This is a genomic window from Cupriavidus necator, from assembly GCF_016127575.1.
Classification (GTDB): Bacteria; Pseudomonadota; Gammaproteobacteria; order Burkholderiales; family Burkholderiaceae; genus Cupriavidus; species Cupriavidus necator_D.
This window is the reverse complement of record NZ_CP066019.1, coordinates 586,179-600,668: the sequence shown is the minus strand read 5'-3', so window position 1 is coordinate 600,668 and position 14,490 is coordinate 586,179. Positions and strand designations below refer to the sequence as shown.

Here is a 14,490-nt window from a genome sequence, read left to right as displayed (position 1 = left end):
GCGCGGCGGGCCTACAGGAAATGCACGTCGTCCGGCCCCCAGTGGGCGCGCATGCTGCGGATGCGGCCATCTGCGCCGAACGTCATGATGTCGGTCACGTCGATGCGGGCCGGCCGCCCTTCCAGGCGGGCATGCACGGCAAAGGTCAGCGCGGCGGCGTCACCGTGCGAGCCGCGCGGCGGCGCCACCACCTCCAGGCGCGCGCCCAGTGCGGTGGTGTGCTGGTAGAAGGCCAGGATGGCCGGCTTGCCGGCGATCGGCTGCGCGCCGACCGGGTCTTCGACGGTGGCATCGTCGGCGTAGAGCGCGGCAACGCCCTGCGCGTCACCGGCATTGAAACGATCGACATAGGCGAGCAGCGTGGCTTTCATCGCGGCGCTATCGGGCATGGGGTTCTCCTTGTCTGGTGGTTCTAGCGTGCGGTGTAGCCGCCGTCGATCACCAGCTCGGCGCCGGTGACGTAGCGCCCGGCGTCGGACACGAGGTACAGGATGCCCGCGGCGATGTCGCGGGGCTGGCCCACCTTGCCCGCGGGGGTCTGTCCACCCAGGTAGTCAAACAGCGCCTCGCCCTGCCCCGAGGCCTGGGCCACGTGTTCGAGCATCGGCGTGCGGATATAGCCGGGATGGATCGAGTTGGCGCGAATCCCCTTGCCGGCATAGAGCATGGCATCGGTCTTGGCCATCATCCGCACCGCGGCCTTGGATGCGTGATAAGGCGGCACGTCCGGCCCGCCGGCGATGCCGTACATCGACGACACGTTGACAATGGCGCCGCCGCCGGCGCGCTCCATGTGACCGATGGCGTGCTTGGTGCACAGGAAGGTGCCGGTCACGTTCACGGCCATGACCTGCTGCCATTGCTCCAGCGCGAGCTCATGGGTCGGCGCATTGGGCCCTTCGATGCCGGCGTTGTTCACCAGGATGCCGAGGCCGCCGAAGCGCGCCGCGATCTCCGCGAACACGCGCTTCACGTCGCTTTCGCTGGTGACGTCGAGCTTCCAGAACTCGGCCTCGCCGCCTTCGGCGCATATCGCTTCCGCGGTGGCCTTGCCGTCGGCTTCCAGCACGTCTAGTACCGCGACCTTCGCGCCGGCCGCCGCCAGCACGCGGGCGGTTTCCGCGCCGATGCCGCGCGCGGCACCGGTGATGGCGGCAACCTTGCCGCGCAGGTCGAACAGGCTATACGGGTATTCCATGATGTCTCCTGGGTCTTCTTGTGTGGACGTGCGAGCCAATTATGCCGCCCCGCCCTGGGCGGTATCCGCCAGGAAGCCGATACATTCACGGTTGAAATATGCGGCGTGCTCGACCATCACCCAGTGGCCGCAGCGGTTGATCATGACGAAGCGCGCGTCGGCGCAGCCGGCCAGGAATCTGGTGGCGCCCGAGGCGGGATTGAACTGGTCTTCCGTGCCCCAGAAGCCAAGCACCGGGCAGCGGATCTCGCCCAGCCGCTCGGTCAGGTTGGGCACCTTCATGGTGGCCAGCACCTCGCGCGGCTGCTCGCGGCACACCGCCATGCGCTCATCGACCAGCGCGTCGGTGACCAGGCTGGCGTCGTGCACCAGCAGTTGCAGCAGCTGCCGCATGGTGTCCGGGTTCATGTGGCCGCCGGTAAACAGCGACACCATGCGCTGGATGCCCTCCATCTGGAAATAAGTTTCCCGTTCTTCCACGCCGCCGGGCGCCATCATCACCAGGCGGCTGACATGCTCCGGGAAATCCAGCGCGTACTTCAGCGCGATGGCGCCGCCAAGCGAATTGCCCACCAGCACGCAGCGCGGCAGCTCCAGTGCCAGCAACTGCTCACGCAGCGCGGCGACAAAGAAGTCCAGGGTGTACTCGACATCGTCCGGCTTGGACGACAGGCCATACCCGGGCAGGTCCACCACCACGGTGCGAAGGCCCGCCTCGGCGAAGGCCGGCGCGTTGTGGCGGAAGTTGCTGTGCCCGCTCGCGCCCGGCCCGCTGCCGTGGATAAAGACCACCGGCTCGCCGCTGCCGGAGTCCAGGCAGTGCAGGCGCAGGCCCGTTGACGTGATGACGAAGCGCCCGACCGGCAGGTTCGGGTGTGGGGACAAAGGCGTGTGCTGTGACGTAGCGGACATGAGGGCGTCTCCCGTGGTTTGCCCAGCATATTGCGCAGCGCTGCCCGCGCGGGCATCGTTCATTCGGACTACGATCCGGACGGCCACTTCTCCTACGATGGGCGCTCCATGCATCAAGGGGGACCCATGACAGGATTCGACTACACCGGCCAGACCGTGCTGGTCACGGGCGGCATGCGCGGCATCGGCCGCGCCATCAGCGAGGCCTTCCTGCGCGCCGGCGCGCAGGTCTTCGTATGCGGCCGCACCGCGCCCGCCGACGACAGCGAACTGCCGGCCGCGGATGGCCGCAGCGCCCGCTTCATCCCGGCGGACATCCGCGACATCGAACAGGTCGATGCCATGCTGGCGCAGATCGCGCACGCCAGCCCGACGCTCGACGTGGTCATCCACAACGCCGGCGGCTCGCCGTTCGCGCTGGTTGCGCAGGCCTCGCCACGGCTGCTGGAATCGGTGATCCGGCTCAATCTGGTGGCGCCGCTGCAGCTCGCGCAGCGCACCAATGCACGCATGCAGCAACAGGCTGGCGGCGGCACCCAGCTGTTCGTCGGCAGCGTCAGCGCGCTGCGCCCTTCGCCCGGCACGGCGGCCTATGGCGCCGCCAAGGCCGGCATCCTCAATGCGGTGCGCACGCTCGCGGTGGAATGGGCGCCCAAGGTGCGCGTTGCCGCGGTCAGCCCGGGCGTGGTGCTGACCGAGACCTCGCAGCAGCAGCACTACGGTGACCCCGAGGCGTTGCGCACCATGGCCGCGACGGTGCCGCTGGGCCGGCTCGCGCATCCGGACGACATCGCCGGCGCGTGCCTGTTCCTGGCATCGCCGCAGGCGTCGTACGTATCTGGCGCCAATCTCGTGATCGATGGCGGCGGCGAGCGCCCGGCCTTTCTCGACGCCGCTTCGGTCAATCGCGGCTGAGCGGCCCGCCTGTAGGGAAACCGCCTAGTCCGTTCTGCCGATTTGTGCATGGCTGCCCCTCTCTACGCTTGCGACCAGGCGAGCGCCATTCGAAGTGCCAGGCAACGAACCAACACCGACACCACGGGGGAGACCACCATGCACCATCCACAACTCGGCCCACTGAAACGCCGCAACCGGCTGCGGCCAATCGCTGCCGCGGCGGCACTGGCCGCGCTGCTTGCAACGCCAGCGAGGGCGGGCGACACCATCGACCTTGGCCACGACACCACGCTCGACTACAGCGTCACCGCCTCCTACGGCGCGGCGGTGCGCACCGGCCACCAGAGCAACACACTGCTGAGCCCCGCCAATATCAACGGCGACGATGGCAACCGCAACTTCAAGCGCGGCGACCTGATCGCCAACCGCGTCTCGCTGCTGGGCGAAGCGCATCTCAAGCACGACGTCTTCGGCGCGCTGGTGCGCGGCAGCGTGTTCCAGGACTGGGCCTACAGCGGCACCAACTCGAACAATGCGCCGTTCACGGTCAACCACAGCGGTCCGTTCAACCAGTTCACCAACTCGGCGCAGGACTATCACGAGCACCGCGCGCAACTGCTCGATGCCTATGTCTATGGCGCGGCGCCGATCGGCAGCACGCAGCTGAGCTTCAAGCTGGGCAACCAGGTGGTCGCCTGGGGCGAGAGCCTGTTCTTCGCCAATATCGCCGGCGCGCAAGGGCCTGCCGATGCCACCAAGGCCTTCGTGCCGGGCGCCGAGGTCAAGGACATCCTGCTGCCGGTGCCGCAGGCGTCGCTGCAGCTGCAGGTCACGCCGGCATTCAGCGTGATGGGCTATTACCAGTTCACCTACAAGCCGAACCAGATCTTCGCACCGGGCAGCTATTTCAGCTCCACCGACGTGGTCGGCCCGGGCGCGGAGTTCATCATCGGGCCCGGTTTCAACATCCCGCGCGGCCCGGATATCCGCCCCTCGGACTGGGGGCAATGGGGCGTGGGCGCGCGCTTCCGCGTATTTGACAGCACCGAGATCGGGCTGTACCAGCTGCGCTATCACGACAAGAACCCGAGCGTGGTCACCTCGCTCTTTCCCACGCTGCAATACCAGCAGAAGTTCTACGGCGGCATCAACCTGACCGGCGCCAGCTTCTCCACGCAGATGCTGGGCGCCAACGTCGCCGGTGAAGTCAGCTACAAGGACGGCGTGCCGATGCTGGTGGACGTGGCCGGCTCGCCCACCGCGACGCGCGGCAAGGCGCTGCAGGGCCAGCTCTCCGCGATCTACTCGGTGGGCCCGACCTTCCTGGCCGACTCGCAGACGCTGCTGGGCGAAGTGGCCTACCTGCACGTGCTCGACGTGGACCCGGTGATGGGCTTCAGCAAGCTGTCGAACACCCGCAACTCGGCGGCGTTCCAGGTGGGCTGGTCGCTGAACTACAACAATGTGTTCGATGGCTGGGACATGAGTGTGCCACTCACCTACGCTCAGCAGTTCAGCGGCCAGTCGGCGGTGGCCGGCGCCTTCGGCACACTGTTGGGCTATGGCGACAAGCGCGCCAGCGTGGGGCTGACCTTCAAGTACCTGAACAACCTGGAGCTCAACCTGACCTACGCCGCGTTCATCGGCGGGGCCAACATCGCCAACCGTCCGCTGGCTGACCGCGACTACGTGGCCTTCAACGCCAAGTACTCGTTCTGACCTTTTGTCCTGACCCGAACTGCCGCGGCGCGCTGCCGCCGCGGCAGTGCGGCCCGACCCTCCCCTGCCATGAACGCCGACCTGATCACCACGCTCAGCAATGAACTCCACCATGCGCTGGTCACGCGCTCGCCGGTGCCGCCGCTCAGCGGCCGCGGACTGGGGCTCGACGTCCACGCTGCCTATCGCATCCAGCAAGGCTTTATCGCCCACCGGCTGGCGGCCGGCGACCGCGTCACCGGCAAGAAGATCGGCGTGACCAGCGCGGCCGTGCAGCAGATGCTGGATGTGCACCAGCCGGACTTCGGCATCCTGCTGCAGAGCATGCAGTACGCCGCCGGGCAGCCCATCCCCACCGAAACCCTGATCCAGCCGCGCGCCGAGGGCGAGATTGCCTTCTTCCTGCGGCGCGACCTGCGCGGCCCGGGCGTGACGCGCGCCGATGTGCTCGACGCCACCGAAACGGTGGCGGCCTGCTTCGAGATCGTTGACTCGCGCATCCGGGACTGGCGCATCCGCATCGAGGATACCGTCGCCGACAACGCCTCTTGCGGCGTCTATGTGCTCGGCGAGGAAAGCGTCAGCCCGCACGCGCTGGACCTGGGCGCATGCGCGATGACGCTCGAGAAGAACGGCAAGTGCGTCGCCACCGGGCTTGGCAGCGCCGCGCTGGGGCATCCCGCCGACGCGGTGGCGTGGCTGGCCAACACCCTGGGCAGCTTCGGCATTCCGCTGCTGGCCGGCGAGACCATCCTGTCGGGTTCGCTGGCGGCGCTGATTCCGGTGCAGGCGGGCGACCGGCTGTCCATGCATATCACCGGCATCGGCGGCTGCAGCGCCGTGTTCCGCTGACTTACACGACTTTCCTGACTTCCTGACTTTGCCAAGCGAGACCCCATGAACAAGATCCGATGTGCCCTGATCGGGCCCGGCAATATCGGCACCGACCTGCTTTACAAGCTGCGCCGCAGCGACATCCTGGAACCGGTCTGGATGGTCGGCGTGGAGCCGTCCTCCGAAGGCCTGGCGCGCGCGCGCGAGCTGGGACTGAAGACCACCAGCGACGGCATCGACGGCTTGCTGCCGCACCTGGAGGCCGACGATATCCGCATCGCCTTCGATGCCACCTCGGCCTACGTCCACGCCGAGCACTCGGCCAGGCTGACCGCGCGCGGCGTGCGCGTGATCGACCTGACGCCGGCGGCGATCGGGCCGTTCTGCGTGCCGCCGGTCAACCTGGACGCGCATATCGGCAGCAACGAGATGAACGTCAACATGGTCACGTGCGGCGGCCAGGCCACCATCCCCATGGTGTATGCGGTCTCGCGCGTGCAGCCGGTGGCCTATGGCGAGATCGTGGCAACGGTGTCGTCGCGCTCGGTCGGGCCCGGCACGCGCCGCAATATCGACGAGTTCACGCGCACCACGGCGGGCGCGATCGAAGCCGTGGGCGGCGCGCGCCAGGGCAAGGCCATCATCGTGATCAACCCGGCCGAGCCGCCGCTGATCATGCGCGACACCATCCACTGCCTGACCGACGATGCGCCCGACGTTGCCGCGATTACCGCCTCGGTGCACGACATGATTGCCGAAGTGCGCAAGTACGTGCCCGGCTACACGCTGAAGAACGGCCCGGTGTTCGACGGCAAGCGCGTGTCGATCTTCCTGGAGGTCGAGGGCCTGGGCGACTACCTGCCCAAGTATGCCGGCAACCTGGACATCATGACCGCCTCGGCCGCCCGCACCGCCGAGTGCATTGCCGCCGCCATGCGCGCCGGCAGCGCGCAAGAATCCGCCAACGCCTGAGGAGCCAGCCATGGTCCAACACATCACCCTGCACGACATGACCCTGCGCGACGGCATGCACCCGAAGCGCCACCAGATCTCGCTGGAACAGATGAAAGACATTGCCCGCGGGCTGGACGCCGCCGGCGTGCCGCTGATCGAGGTCACCCACGGCGATGGCCTGGGCGGCGCCTCGGTCAACTACGGCTTCCCCGCGCACAGCGACGAGGAATACCTGCGCGCGGTGCTGGGCGAACTGAAGCAGGCGCGCGTCTCCGCGCTGCTGCTGCCCGGCATCGGCACCGTCGACCACCTGCGCATGGCGCATGAGATTGGCGTGCATACCATCCGCGTCGCCACCCACTGCACCGAGGCCGATGTCTCGGAGCAGCATATCGGTATGGCGCGCAAGCTGGGCATGGATACCGTGGGCTTCCTGATGATGGCGCACATGGCACCGGTGCAGACGCTGGTGCAGCAGGCGCTGCTGATGGAAAGCTATGGTGCCAACTGCCTGTATATCACCGACTCGGCCGGGCACATGCTGCCGCACGACGTCACCGAGAAGCTGGGCGCCGTGCGGCAGGCGCTGCGCCCCGAGACCGAGCTGGGCTTCCACGGCCACCACAACCTTGCCATGGGCGTGGCCAATTCGCTCGCCGCGATCGCCTGCGGCGCCAGCCGCATCGACGCCGCCGCGGCGGGACTGGGCGCCGGTGCCGGCAATACGCCGATGGAAGTGCTGGTGGCCGTGTGCGAGCGCATGGGCATCGAGACCGGCGTCGACGTCTACCGCATCGCCGACGTGGCCGAAGACCTGGTGGTGCCGATCATGGACCACCCCATCCGCATCGACCGCGACGCGCTCACGCTGGGCTATGCCGGCGTGTACTCGTCCTTCCTGCTGTTCGCCAAGCGCGCCGAGGCCAAGTACCGCATCCCCGCGCGCGAGATCCTGGTCGAGCTCGGCCGGCAGCGGCTGGTGGGCGGGCAGGAGGACATGATCGAGGATACGGCGATCACGCTGGCGCGCGAACGGGGCCTGCTGGTGCCGTGACGCTGTCGCCCCGGTTTCGATCAAGCCTGGCGGCGCCGCTGCGCGGCCGGGCATGGCTTTCATCAGGCACCAGAGAATGGAGACAGGTTCCCATGCTTCGACTTCCCACCCGCCTGCGGCTCGCTAGCCTCGGTATCGCGGCCGCGGCACTCGCCGCCGCGGCCAGCCCCGCGCACGCGCTCAATATCCTGCTGACCAATGACGACGGCTGCGCCGCACCTGGCATCACCGCGGTCCGCAAGGCCCTGCAGGACGCCGGCCACCGCGTCATCACGGTCGGGCCGGCCACCAACCAGAGCGGCTCGGGCGCTGCCTATGCCGTGCCCGACGGGCGCACCCGGCTGGTAGTGGATCCGCTCGCCGGCAGCGCCGACACCTACTGCGTGCACCGGGTCAAGGCCACCTTCGTCGCAGGCGGCGCGCTCAATGCCACCAACCCGGAATACCTGGGCAGCGGCTCGCCGGTGGACGCCACCGCCATGGGCCTGAAGATCGTCGGGCCGGAAAGCAGCTTCACGCCGGACCTGGTCGTCTCCGGGGCCAATTTCGGCGAGAACCTGTCGGACTCCATCCCGCACTCGGGCACGGTGATGAACGTGCTGTTCGCCGCGCGCCGCGGCGTGCCCGGCATCGCGCTGAGCGTTGGCGTGGACTTTGCCGAGGCACGCACCGGCTTCGGCAGCACCGTGGCCGCGTTCCCCAGGGCCGGGGCCTTCCTGGCCCGCGTGATTGCCAGCCTGGAAGCCACGCGCGCAGCCGGCCAGCCATTGCTGCCGGTGGCCCACCCGCTGAGCATCAACTACCCGATCGCTGCCGGCGGGACTCCTGCCGGCGTGCGCCTGACCACGCCTGGCACGGTGGATTCCTTTACCACCGCCTACAAGCGCAATGCCGACAACACGGTATCGATCGACGTGGGCGCGCCGGAGACCGAAGCGGCAGCGCTGGCGCGGATCGCGGAGACGCCGGCCTTCCTGGCCAAGTTCATCACGATCTCGGCGCTTGACGTCGACTTCCGCCCGACGCCGCTGGCGCGCGGCCTGTTCAACCGCTCGCGCCGCGAGCTGGCCACCCTGGCACCTTAGGCGGAGCAACCATGGGCAAGGACCTTAGATCCTGGCGCCACCTCGTGCTCGCATGCGGGGTCGCGGCGGTCGCAGCATGCGGGGATGACCATGCGCCGGAAGTGAGCGGCACGGCTGCCGTCGGCGCCGCGCTGGCAGGCGCCACCGTGCAGTTGCGCGATGCGCAAGGACAAGTGCACAACACAACCACCGATGCAAAGGGCGCATTCCGCCTGGCCGCAGTGCCGGGCGGCGCGCTGATGGTGCGCTGCGAGGGCGGGCTCGCGCAGGGCGAGCCGAACCGCCTGCGGCTGCATGGCCTGGTGCTGGGCGCGCGCACCGTGAACTGCTCGCCGCTGACCGAGCTGGCCTTGTGGAAGCTGCTGAGCGGGCCGCCGGATCAGGCGTTCGACAGTTTCGGGCAGGGGCGCGCCAGGGACCTGTCCGCCGACGCCATGGCCGAAGCGGAGGCCGCGGTGCTGGCTGCGCTGGCGGCAGGTGCCGGCGTCGATATCGACCCCGCTGCCTTACCCCGGCGCTGGCATGACACGCCGCTGGAGGCAGGCAATGCCAGCGATCCCCATGACGCCGCGCTGGATGCGCTGCGCGACGCGATTGCCGACCAGGCTTCCATGGACTTCATGGGCGAGATGGTGGTGCGCGGCGTGTGCGTGGCCGACGGAACCTGCGGGTGAGGCGGTTGCCGCTGCGGCGCGAACAGGTGGCCTGAAGCGGCCGGTGTGTTAGCCGCAAACGCCGCCCCCTGGCAAGGGGGGCGGCGTTTCTGTTTTCTTATATCACCCCTGAATCTTTCTTAAAACCCGGCGAAAATGTGGCGCGCCCGGTGTAGCCCAGGTGGTGAAGCAAGCGCACGAAGGCTGAGGCATTCGGTTCATTGAAGACATGGCTATCAAACTAGCCCGCGAAGCGCCGTAATCGCTAGAATGCGCGTTAATGCGCAGTGCGCGTTGGCCTGATCCCGGAGCCGGTATGGAACCCCTCTCTTTTGAATTCGTCACCGTTGAGGAAGCAAAGAAGGTACTGGACGGCGCGCCGCCAGTGCAAACCGAGCCTGACTGGAGCGGCGTGCGGCGCCCGCCGTCGCCGAAAGATACGTTGCTGTCAGACGTCGCCATGCGGTGGCTGGCATCGCTGCCGGCCGAGGCGCGCCCCGTTGAGCTGTGCCGCCGCTATGCGCGCATCGGCAACCACCTGGCTGCGCTTTCTACCAACCCGGCGGCTCTGCGTGCTTTCCTGGTTGAGCTGCTGATAGACAAGCGGGGTGGGCGGCAGGGGTTTCCGGATGGCATTGCGCTGGAACTGTCGCGGTTGCATGAATACATGGTGCAACAATTGCCCGGGTCCGGCGGCGGGCAGGGGTGGCCTGAGTTGGGGGATTGAACTGCGTTGGGGTGGGGGCGACAGGCCCGCATGGCGCCAAGCCAATAGCCCCCCCGCTCCCGCCTTAAACCGTCGCCCCAGTCCCCAGAATCGCCGTAGCCTGACTCGACAACGTCCCCCCATTCCCATGCACCACGGCAACCTCGGCATCCCGTACCTGCCGCTCCCCACATTCCCCACGCAACTGCCGCACCGCCTCAATGGTGATGAACATCCCATACATCCCAGGATGCACGCATGACAAGCCACCGCCATTGGTATTCACCGGCAGCCGCCCGCCCGGCGCAATGCCGCCACCGCTGACAAACTGGCCGCCCTCACCCTTGGCGCAGAAACCCAGGTCTTCCAGGAACAGCAGCGTGTTGATGGTGAAAGCATCATAGAGCTCGGCCACATCGACATCCGACGGCTTGAGCCCCGCCATGGCAAAGGCGCGCTCGCCGGATTCCTTGGCAGCCGTGACGGTCAGGTCCGGCATGCACGAGATCTGCCGGTGCCACGTGGCAGTGGCATTGCCCAGCACATAGACCGGCGGCTTGGCCAGGTCCCTGGCGCGGTCCGCGCGCACCATCACATAGGCGCCGGCGCCATCGGTGACCAGGCAGCAGTCACGCACGGACAGCGGGTCCGACACCATGCGCGCATTGAGCACATCATCGATGCTGAGCGGGTCTCGCATCATCGCTTCCGGATTCAGCTGCGCCCACTTGCGCGCGGCCACGGCGACCTCGGCCAGGTGCTCGCGCGTGGTGCCGTACTGGTGCATATGGCGCGCCGCGGCGAGAGCATATGACGTGATCGGCTGCAGCGGGCTGTACGGGTGCTCATACGGCTGCGGGTCCAGCACCGCGCGCACCTTGGAGATGCCGGCGCGGCCAACCGTGGAGGTGCGCTGGTTGCTGCCGTAGCAGACCAGCACCGCATCGCACTGCCCCGATTCCAGCGCCATCATCGCCGGCAGCATGTGCGAGACAAAGCTGGAGCCTCCGATCATGGTGCTGTCGACAAACTTGGGCTTGATGCCAAGGTACTCGGCCACCGGCATCACCCACATGCTGGCGCCGACGCTGGCGGTGGCGATGCCGTCGATGTCGCGCATCGACAGCCCCGCATCCCTGACGGCGGCCTTGGCGGCCTCCACCAGGATTTCCATTTCAGTCTTGCCGTGGGCCTCGCCCAGGCCCGCCTGGCCGACCCCGACGATGGCGACGCTGCCACGCAAATTCGACAAACTCATGGCCTCAGCCCTCCACCGGATCGAACACGACGAGAGCGGCCTCGCCTTCCTTGCCCTGCGCCACGCGTGCCTGCACACGCATGCCGATGCGCACGCTGGCGGGCGCAATGCCTTCCACGCGGCTCATCATGCGCACGCCCTCATCCAGGTCGACCAGCACCACGTTGTAGTCGCCGCCGGCATCCGGCTTGCGGCGGATCACGCTGGTGGAGTAGACCGTGCCGGTCCCCTTGGGCTCGACCCAGGCGAGCGTGTCGCCGCCGCAGTGCGGGCAGATATTGCGCGGGAAAAACACGTGGCGCTTGCAGTCCTGGCAATGCTGGATGCGGAACTGGCCAGCGGCGAGCTGGTCCGCGTAAGCCTTGTCCGGACCCACCGCCGCTTGTTGTTGGGGCATGGAGTCTCCTTCACTTTTGATGGTGCCGCCATGGACCTGCCATGGCACAGCAATCAGCTTGCCGCAGTCTGTGCATTGCAACAATTCACATCTGCCGAAGGCTGGATTTTTGAATCCGGAAAGCGCTGCGCTCAGATCACCAGTTCGATCACAAACGGCCCCCTGCGCGCATTGGCCATGCGGAACAGGTCGGCAAAACTTTCCATGTCCCTGGCCTGCGCGCCCTCCACGCCCATGCCGTTGGCCAGCTTGACCCAGTCCAGGTCGGGATTGCCGATATCCAGCATGTCCAGCGCGGTCTTGCCCGGGTTGGCGCCTACGCCCGCGAGCTCGCCCAGCAGGATGGCGTACTTGCGATTGGCCAGCAGCACCACGGTGACGTCGAGCTGCTCGCGCGCCATGGTCCACAGCGACTGCAGCGTGTACATGGCCGAGCCATCGGCCTGCAGTGCCACCACGCGCCGGTCCGGCGCCGCCACCGCCGCGCCCACGGCCAGCGGCAGGCCTTCGCCGATGGCGCCGCCGGTCAGTTGCAGCCAGTCGTGCGGGGCCGCATGGACCGTGCCCGGATAGAAGGCGCGGCCGAAGCTGATGCTCTCTTCCACCACGATCGCCTGTTCGGGCAGCAAGGCGGTCAGCGTACGTGCCACCGCCTCGGACGTGACCGCGCCGCGGGCGGGCTCAACGGATGCGGGCGCTACGGCAGCCGGCAGCGGTGCATTGCGTGCACCCACCTCGTCGGCCAGGCGGGCCAGCGCTTCGGCAAGGTCTTCCTCCGGGCGTGCCAGCACGTGGATCACGGCATCTTCCGGATACGGGCGCGGCGACTTGCCCGGGTAGGCAAAGAACGTCACCGGCGCCGGTGCGCCGACCAGGATCACGTTGCGGATGCCGGCCAGCTTGTCGCGCGCGACGTCGCCCGAATATGGCACGCGGTCCACCGCCAGGCGGCCGCTGCCGCGCGACACGCGCGCATTGGACATGGGCGAGATCAGGCGGGCGCCGGTGGCCGCGGCAATGCGGTGCGCATCGGCCAGCGGCGCCTCGCGCAGCGCGCTGCCCCCCAGCACCACCAGCGTGGGCTGGCCCGAGCGCAGCACGCGCGCGGCCTGCTGCACGGCGTCGGGCGAGACCTTGGGCACCGCCAGCGGCGGCAGCGGCGCGGCCACCACGCCGCCCGCATCCCAGCACACATCGGAAGGCAGGATCAGGCTGGCGACCCCGCCCGGCGCGGCGCATGCGGCCTGCACCGCGGACGAGGCATCGGCGCCGACGGACGCAGCCTGCGTGGCCGTGCGCGTCCACACCGAGACCGGACGGGCCCAGCCTTCGGTATCCGCGGTCAGCGGTGCGTCCAGCGGCCGGTGGTAGGTGGCCTGGTCGCCGATGATGTTGACCACCGGCGTCTGCGCGCGGCGCGCGTTGTGCAGGTTGGCCAGGCCGTTGGCCAGCCCCGGGCCGCAATGCAGCAGCGTGGCGGCGGGCTTGCCGGCCATGCGCGCATAGCCATCGGCCGCGCCGGTGACCACGCCTTCGAACAGGCCCAGCACGCAGCGCATGCCCGGGATGCGGTCCAGCGCCGCGACGAAGTGCATCTCGCTGGTGCCCGGGTTGGCAAAGCAGGTGTCCACGCCGTTGGCGAGCAGGGTCTTGACCAGGCTCTCGGCGCCGTTCATCGGTTGGGTAGTTTCCATGTCTCGGGTTCCGCTCAGGTTCTGGGTCAGCAGGTTGGCATTGGTTGCACGGGAGGCGTCAGGCCGGGCACGGCCGCGCCGCCAGCAGGTCGAAATCCAGGCAGACAAAGTCGGTCGGGAATTCGATGCGTGCGTAGTAGACGATCAGCTCGCCGCGCTCGCCCGGGACACAGGCAAAACGGCGCAGCTCAGCCACCGGCGCGCCCACGGCAAGCGCCAGCGCGGCGGCGGATTCGGCCCCGGCCGCGACGATCGACAGGCGCTGGCGCGCGGTGCTGACCGACAGTCCGGGGAAGCGGTCCAGCACCGGCACCGAGGCGCCCTGGCGGAAGGCCTCGGGCTCGCGCGCAAAGACGCCGGCCTCGATATAGACCTCGCCCACCGCGAACGGCCGTCCTTCCAGCCGGTGCAACCGGCGCAGGAAGTGGTATTCGGCGGCGCGCTCACCGGGGCACGGAATGCCGAGATCGGCGGGCAGCGGCACGTTGCCGGCGGATTCGACCATCGCTTCGGTGTCCAGCTGAGCGCCCACCGCCACCGCCTCGTCCCAGCTGGTCGACAGCGACACCTGCCGCCGCGACTGGCACGGCGCCTTGACGAAGGTGCCGCGCCCGCGCGAGCGCGCCACCAGCCCTTCTTCATCGAGCATCGACAAGGCATGGTGCATGGTCATGCGCGCCACGCCGTACTGGCGGCACAGCTCTTCCAGCGACGGGATGCGCTCACCCTCGCGCCAGGCGCCGCTTTCGATCTGGCGGCGGAAGATGGTGGCCAGCTGCAGGTAGACCGGCTGGCGGCTGCGCGCGAGGAGTTCGCTGGACGTGGTGTCTGCCATGCGGCAAGGGAGGTTGGGAAACGCCGGTGAACGTCGGGGAAAAGGGGCGAGGCGTGGGCCGCCCGGAGGCAGCCTGGCCGGACGACTATATAAAAGTCTATAAACCTAGACTACTCGGGTTAACGCCGATCCATGCCGCTCCGGTATTGCCAGGCCCGGGCGTGCATTCCGGGACTTTTGTCGCCCGTGCGTCACGCGCCGGAACGTGCCGCACCCCCCACTTCAGCGCACACCTTGACACTGCCCAAGCGGACAGAATGCCACCATGCCCCAACCTTCCCGGGGGCAGGCGTG

Annotated in this window: 15 protein-coding genes; 8 read left to right on the top strand and 7 right to left on the bottom strand. The window is 68.3% G+C overall.

Annotated features, from left to right (window positions below):
• Positions 1-11: 11 nt before the first annotated feature.
• From I6H87_RS21770 to I6H87_RS21760, 3 genes are read right to left on the bottom strand one after another with little or no spacing between them, the layout of a single operon-like run.
• Positions 12-389: a nuclear transport factor 2 family protein gene (locus tag I6H87_RS21770; RefSeq protein ID WP_010811633.1), complete on the bottom strand. Its 378-nt coding sequence runs from the start codon at positions 387-389 to the stop codon at positions 12-14.
• Positions 390-412: 23 nt separating this feature from the next.
• Positions 413-1,198 (bottom strand): SDR family NAD(P)-dependent oxidoreductase, encoded by a 786-nt coding sequence (locus I6H87_RS21765; RefSeq protein WP_010811632.1) that lies wholly within the window; start codon positions 1,196-1,198, stop codon positions 413-415.
• A gap of 39 nt (positions 1,199-1,237) precedes the next feature.
• Positions 1,238-2,110, bottom strand: coding sequence for an alpha/beta fold hydrolase (locus I6H87_RS21760; protein ID WP_011616696.1), 873 nt, complete (start codon positions 2,108-2,110; stop codon positions 1,238-1,240).
• A gap of 126 nt (positions 2,111-2,236) precedes the next feature.
• Here I6H87_RS21760 and I6H87_RS21755 point away from each other — a divergent pair, with 126 nt between their 5' ends.
• From I6H87_RS21755 to I6H87_RS21720, 8 genes are all read left to right on the top strand, one after another.
• Positions 2,237-3,025 (top strand): SDR family oxidoreductase, encoded by a 789-nt coding sequence (locus tag I6H87_RS21755; protein ID WP_010811630.1) that lies wholly within the window; start codon positions 2,237-2,239, stop codon positions 3,023-3,025.
• Positions 3,026-3,163: 138 nt separating this feature from the next.
• Positions 3,164-4,726 carry a DUF1302 domain-containing protein gene (locus tag I6H87_RS21750; protein WP_011616694.1) on the top strand — a complete coding sequence of 521 codons (1,563 nt, stop codon included), beginning with the start codon at positions 3,164-3,166 and terminating at the stop codon, positions 4,724-4,726.
• 69 nt (positions 4,727-4,795) lie between these two features.
• On the top strand, positions 4,796-5,578 hold the full coding sequence (gene dmpE, locus I6H87_RS21745) for a 2-oxopent-4-enoate hydratase (protein ID WP_011616693.1): 783 nt from the start codon (positions 4,796-4,798) through the stop codon (positions 5,576-5,578).
• 45 nt (positions 5,579-5,623) lie between these two features.
• Positions 5,624-6,532, top strand: a complete 909-nt coding sequence (locus I6H87_RS21740) for an acetaldehyde dehydrogenase (acetylating) (RefSeq protein ID WP_011616692.1) — start codon at positions 5,624-5,626, stop codon at positions 6,530-6,532.
• 10 nt (positions 6,533-6,542) lie between these two features.
• Entirely contained in the window at positions 6,543-7,568 is a 1,026-nt protein-coding gene (dmpG, locus tag I6H87_RS21735; RefSeq protein WP_010811626.1) for a 4-hydroxy-2-oxovalerate aldolase, read from the top strand.
• Between the two features lie 92 nt (positions 7,569-7,660).
• The gene (gene surE / locus I6H87_RS21730) at positions 7,661-8,653 is read left to right on the top strand and encodes a 5'/3'-nucleotidase SurE (RefSeq protein ID WP_011616691.1); all 993 of its coding nucleotides are present in this window, start codon (positions 7,661-7,663) and stop codon (positions 8,651-8,653) included.
• Between the two features lie 11 nt (positions 8,654-8,664).
• Complete coding sequence (locus I6H87_RS21725; RefSeq protein ID WP_010811624.1) at positions 8,665-9,327, top strand: carboxypeptidase-like regulatory domain-containing protein; 663 nt, start codon at positions 8,665-8,667, stop codon at positions 9,325-9,327.
• A 295-nt stretch (positions 9,328-9,622) separates the two neighbouring features.
• Positions 9,623-10,033, top strand: coding sequence for a hypothetical protein (locus I6H87_RS21720; protein WP_011616690.1), 411 nt, complete (start codon positions 9,623-9,625; stop codon positions 10,031-10,033).
• Positions 10,034-10,097: 64 nt separating this feature from the next.
• On the opposite strand, the gene I6H87_RS21715 is transcribed toward I6H87_RS21720, so the two are convergent.
• From I6H87_RS21715 to I6H87_RS21700, 4 genes are all read right to left on the bottom strand, one after another.
• Entirely contained in the window at positions 10,098-11,270 is a 1,173-nt protein-coding gene (locus tag I6H87_RS21715) for a thiolase family protein (protein WP_010810369.1), read from the bottom strand.
• 4 nt (positions 11,271-11,274) lie between these two features.
• Positions 11,275-11,667: a Zn-ribbon domain-containing OB-fold protein gene (locus I6H87_RS21710; protein ID WP_010810370.1), complete on the bottom strand. Its 393-nt coding sequence runs from the start codon at positions 11,665-11,667 to the stop codon at positions 11,275-11,277.
• 131 nt (positions 11,668-11,798) lie between these two features.
• Positions 11,799-13,343 carry an acetolactate synthase large subunit gene (locus tag I6H87_RS21705; RefSeq protein ID WP_010810371.1) on the bottom strand — a complete coding sequence of 515 codons (1,545 nt, stop codon included), beginning with the start codon at positions 13,341-13,343 and terminating at the stop codon, positions 11,799-11,801.
• A 76-nt stretch (positions 13,344-13,419) separates the two neighbouring features.
• The gene (locus I6H87_RS21700) at positions 13,420-14,196 is read right to left on the bottom strand and encodes a GntR family transcriptional regulator (protein WP_011616689.1); all 777 of its coding nucleotides are present in this window, start codon (positions 14,194-14,196) and stop codon (positions 13,420-13,422) included.
• Between the last annotated feature and the right edge of the window lie 294 nt (positions 14,197-14,490).

What these genes read in the sequence shown, in the direction of transcription:
- I6H87_RS21725 (WP_010811624.1), top strand. Translation starts at nt 8,665, where the DNA reads ATGGGCAAGGACCTTAGATCCTGGCGCCACCTCGTGCTCGCATGCGGG.
- I6H87_RS21740 (WP_011616692.1), top strand. Translation starts at nt 5,624, where the DNA reads ATGAACAAGATCCGATGTGCCCTGATCGGGCCCGGCAATATCGGCACC.
- I6H87_RS21755 (WP_010811630.1), top strand. Translation starts at nt 2,237, where the DNA reads ATGACAGGATTCGACTACACCGGCCAGACCGTGCTGGTCACGGGCGGC.
- I6H87_RS21715 (WP_010810369.1), bottom strand. Translation starts at nt 11,270, where the DNA reads ATGAGTTTGTCGAATTTGCGTGGCAGCGTCGCCATCGTCGGGGTCGGC.
- I6H87_RS21710 (WP_010810370.1), bottom strand. Translation starts at nt 11,667, where the DNA reads ATGCCCCAACAACAAGCGGCGGTGGGTCCGGACAAGGCTTACGCGGAC.
- I6H87_RS21770 (WP_010811633.1), bottom strand. Translation starts at nt 389, where the DNA reads ATGCCCGATAGCGCCGCGATGAAAGCCACGCTGCTCGCCTATGTCGAT.
- I6H87_RS21765 (WP_010811632.1), bottom strand. Translation starts at nt 1,198, where the DNA reads ATGGAATACCCGTATAGCCTGTTCGACCTGCGCGGCAAGGTTGCCGCC.
- dmpE (WP_011616693.1), top strand. Translation starts at nt 4,796, where the DNA reads ATGAACGCCGACCTGATCACCACGCTCAGCAATGAACTCCACCATGCG.
- I6H87_RS21760 (WP_011616696.1), bottom strand. Translation starts at nt 2,110, where the DNA reads ATGTCCGCTACGTCACAGCACACGCCTTTGTCCCCACACCCGAACCTG.
- dmpG (WP_010811626.1), top strand. Translation starts at nt 6,543, where the DNA reads ATGGTCCAACACATCACCCTGCACGACATGACCCTGCGCGACGGCATG.
- I6H87_RS21700 (WP_011616689.1), bottom strand. Translation starts at nt 14,196, where the DNA reads ATGGCAGACACCACGTCCAGCGAACTCCTCGCGCGCAGCCGCCAGCCG.
- I6H87_RS21720 (WP_011616690.1), top strand. Translation starts at nt 9,623, where the DNA reads ATGGAACCCCTCTCTTTTGAATTCGTCACCGTTGAGGAAGCAAAGAAG.
- I6H87_RS21705 (WP_010810371.1), bottom strand. Translation starts at nt 13,343, where the DNA reads ATGAACGGCGCCGAGAGCCTGGTCAAGACCCTGCTCGCCAACGGCGTG.
- surE (WP_011616691.1), top strand. Translation starts at nt 7,661, where the DNA reads ATGCTTCGACTTCCCACCCGCCTGCGGCTCGCTAGCCTCGGTATCGCG.
- I6H87_RS21750 (WP_011616694.1), top strand. Translation starts at nt 3,164, where the DNA reads ATGCACCATCCACAACTCGGCCCACTGAAACGCCGCAACCGGCTGCGG.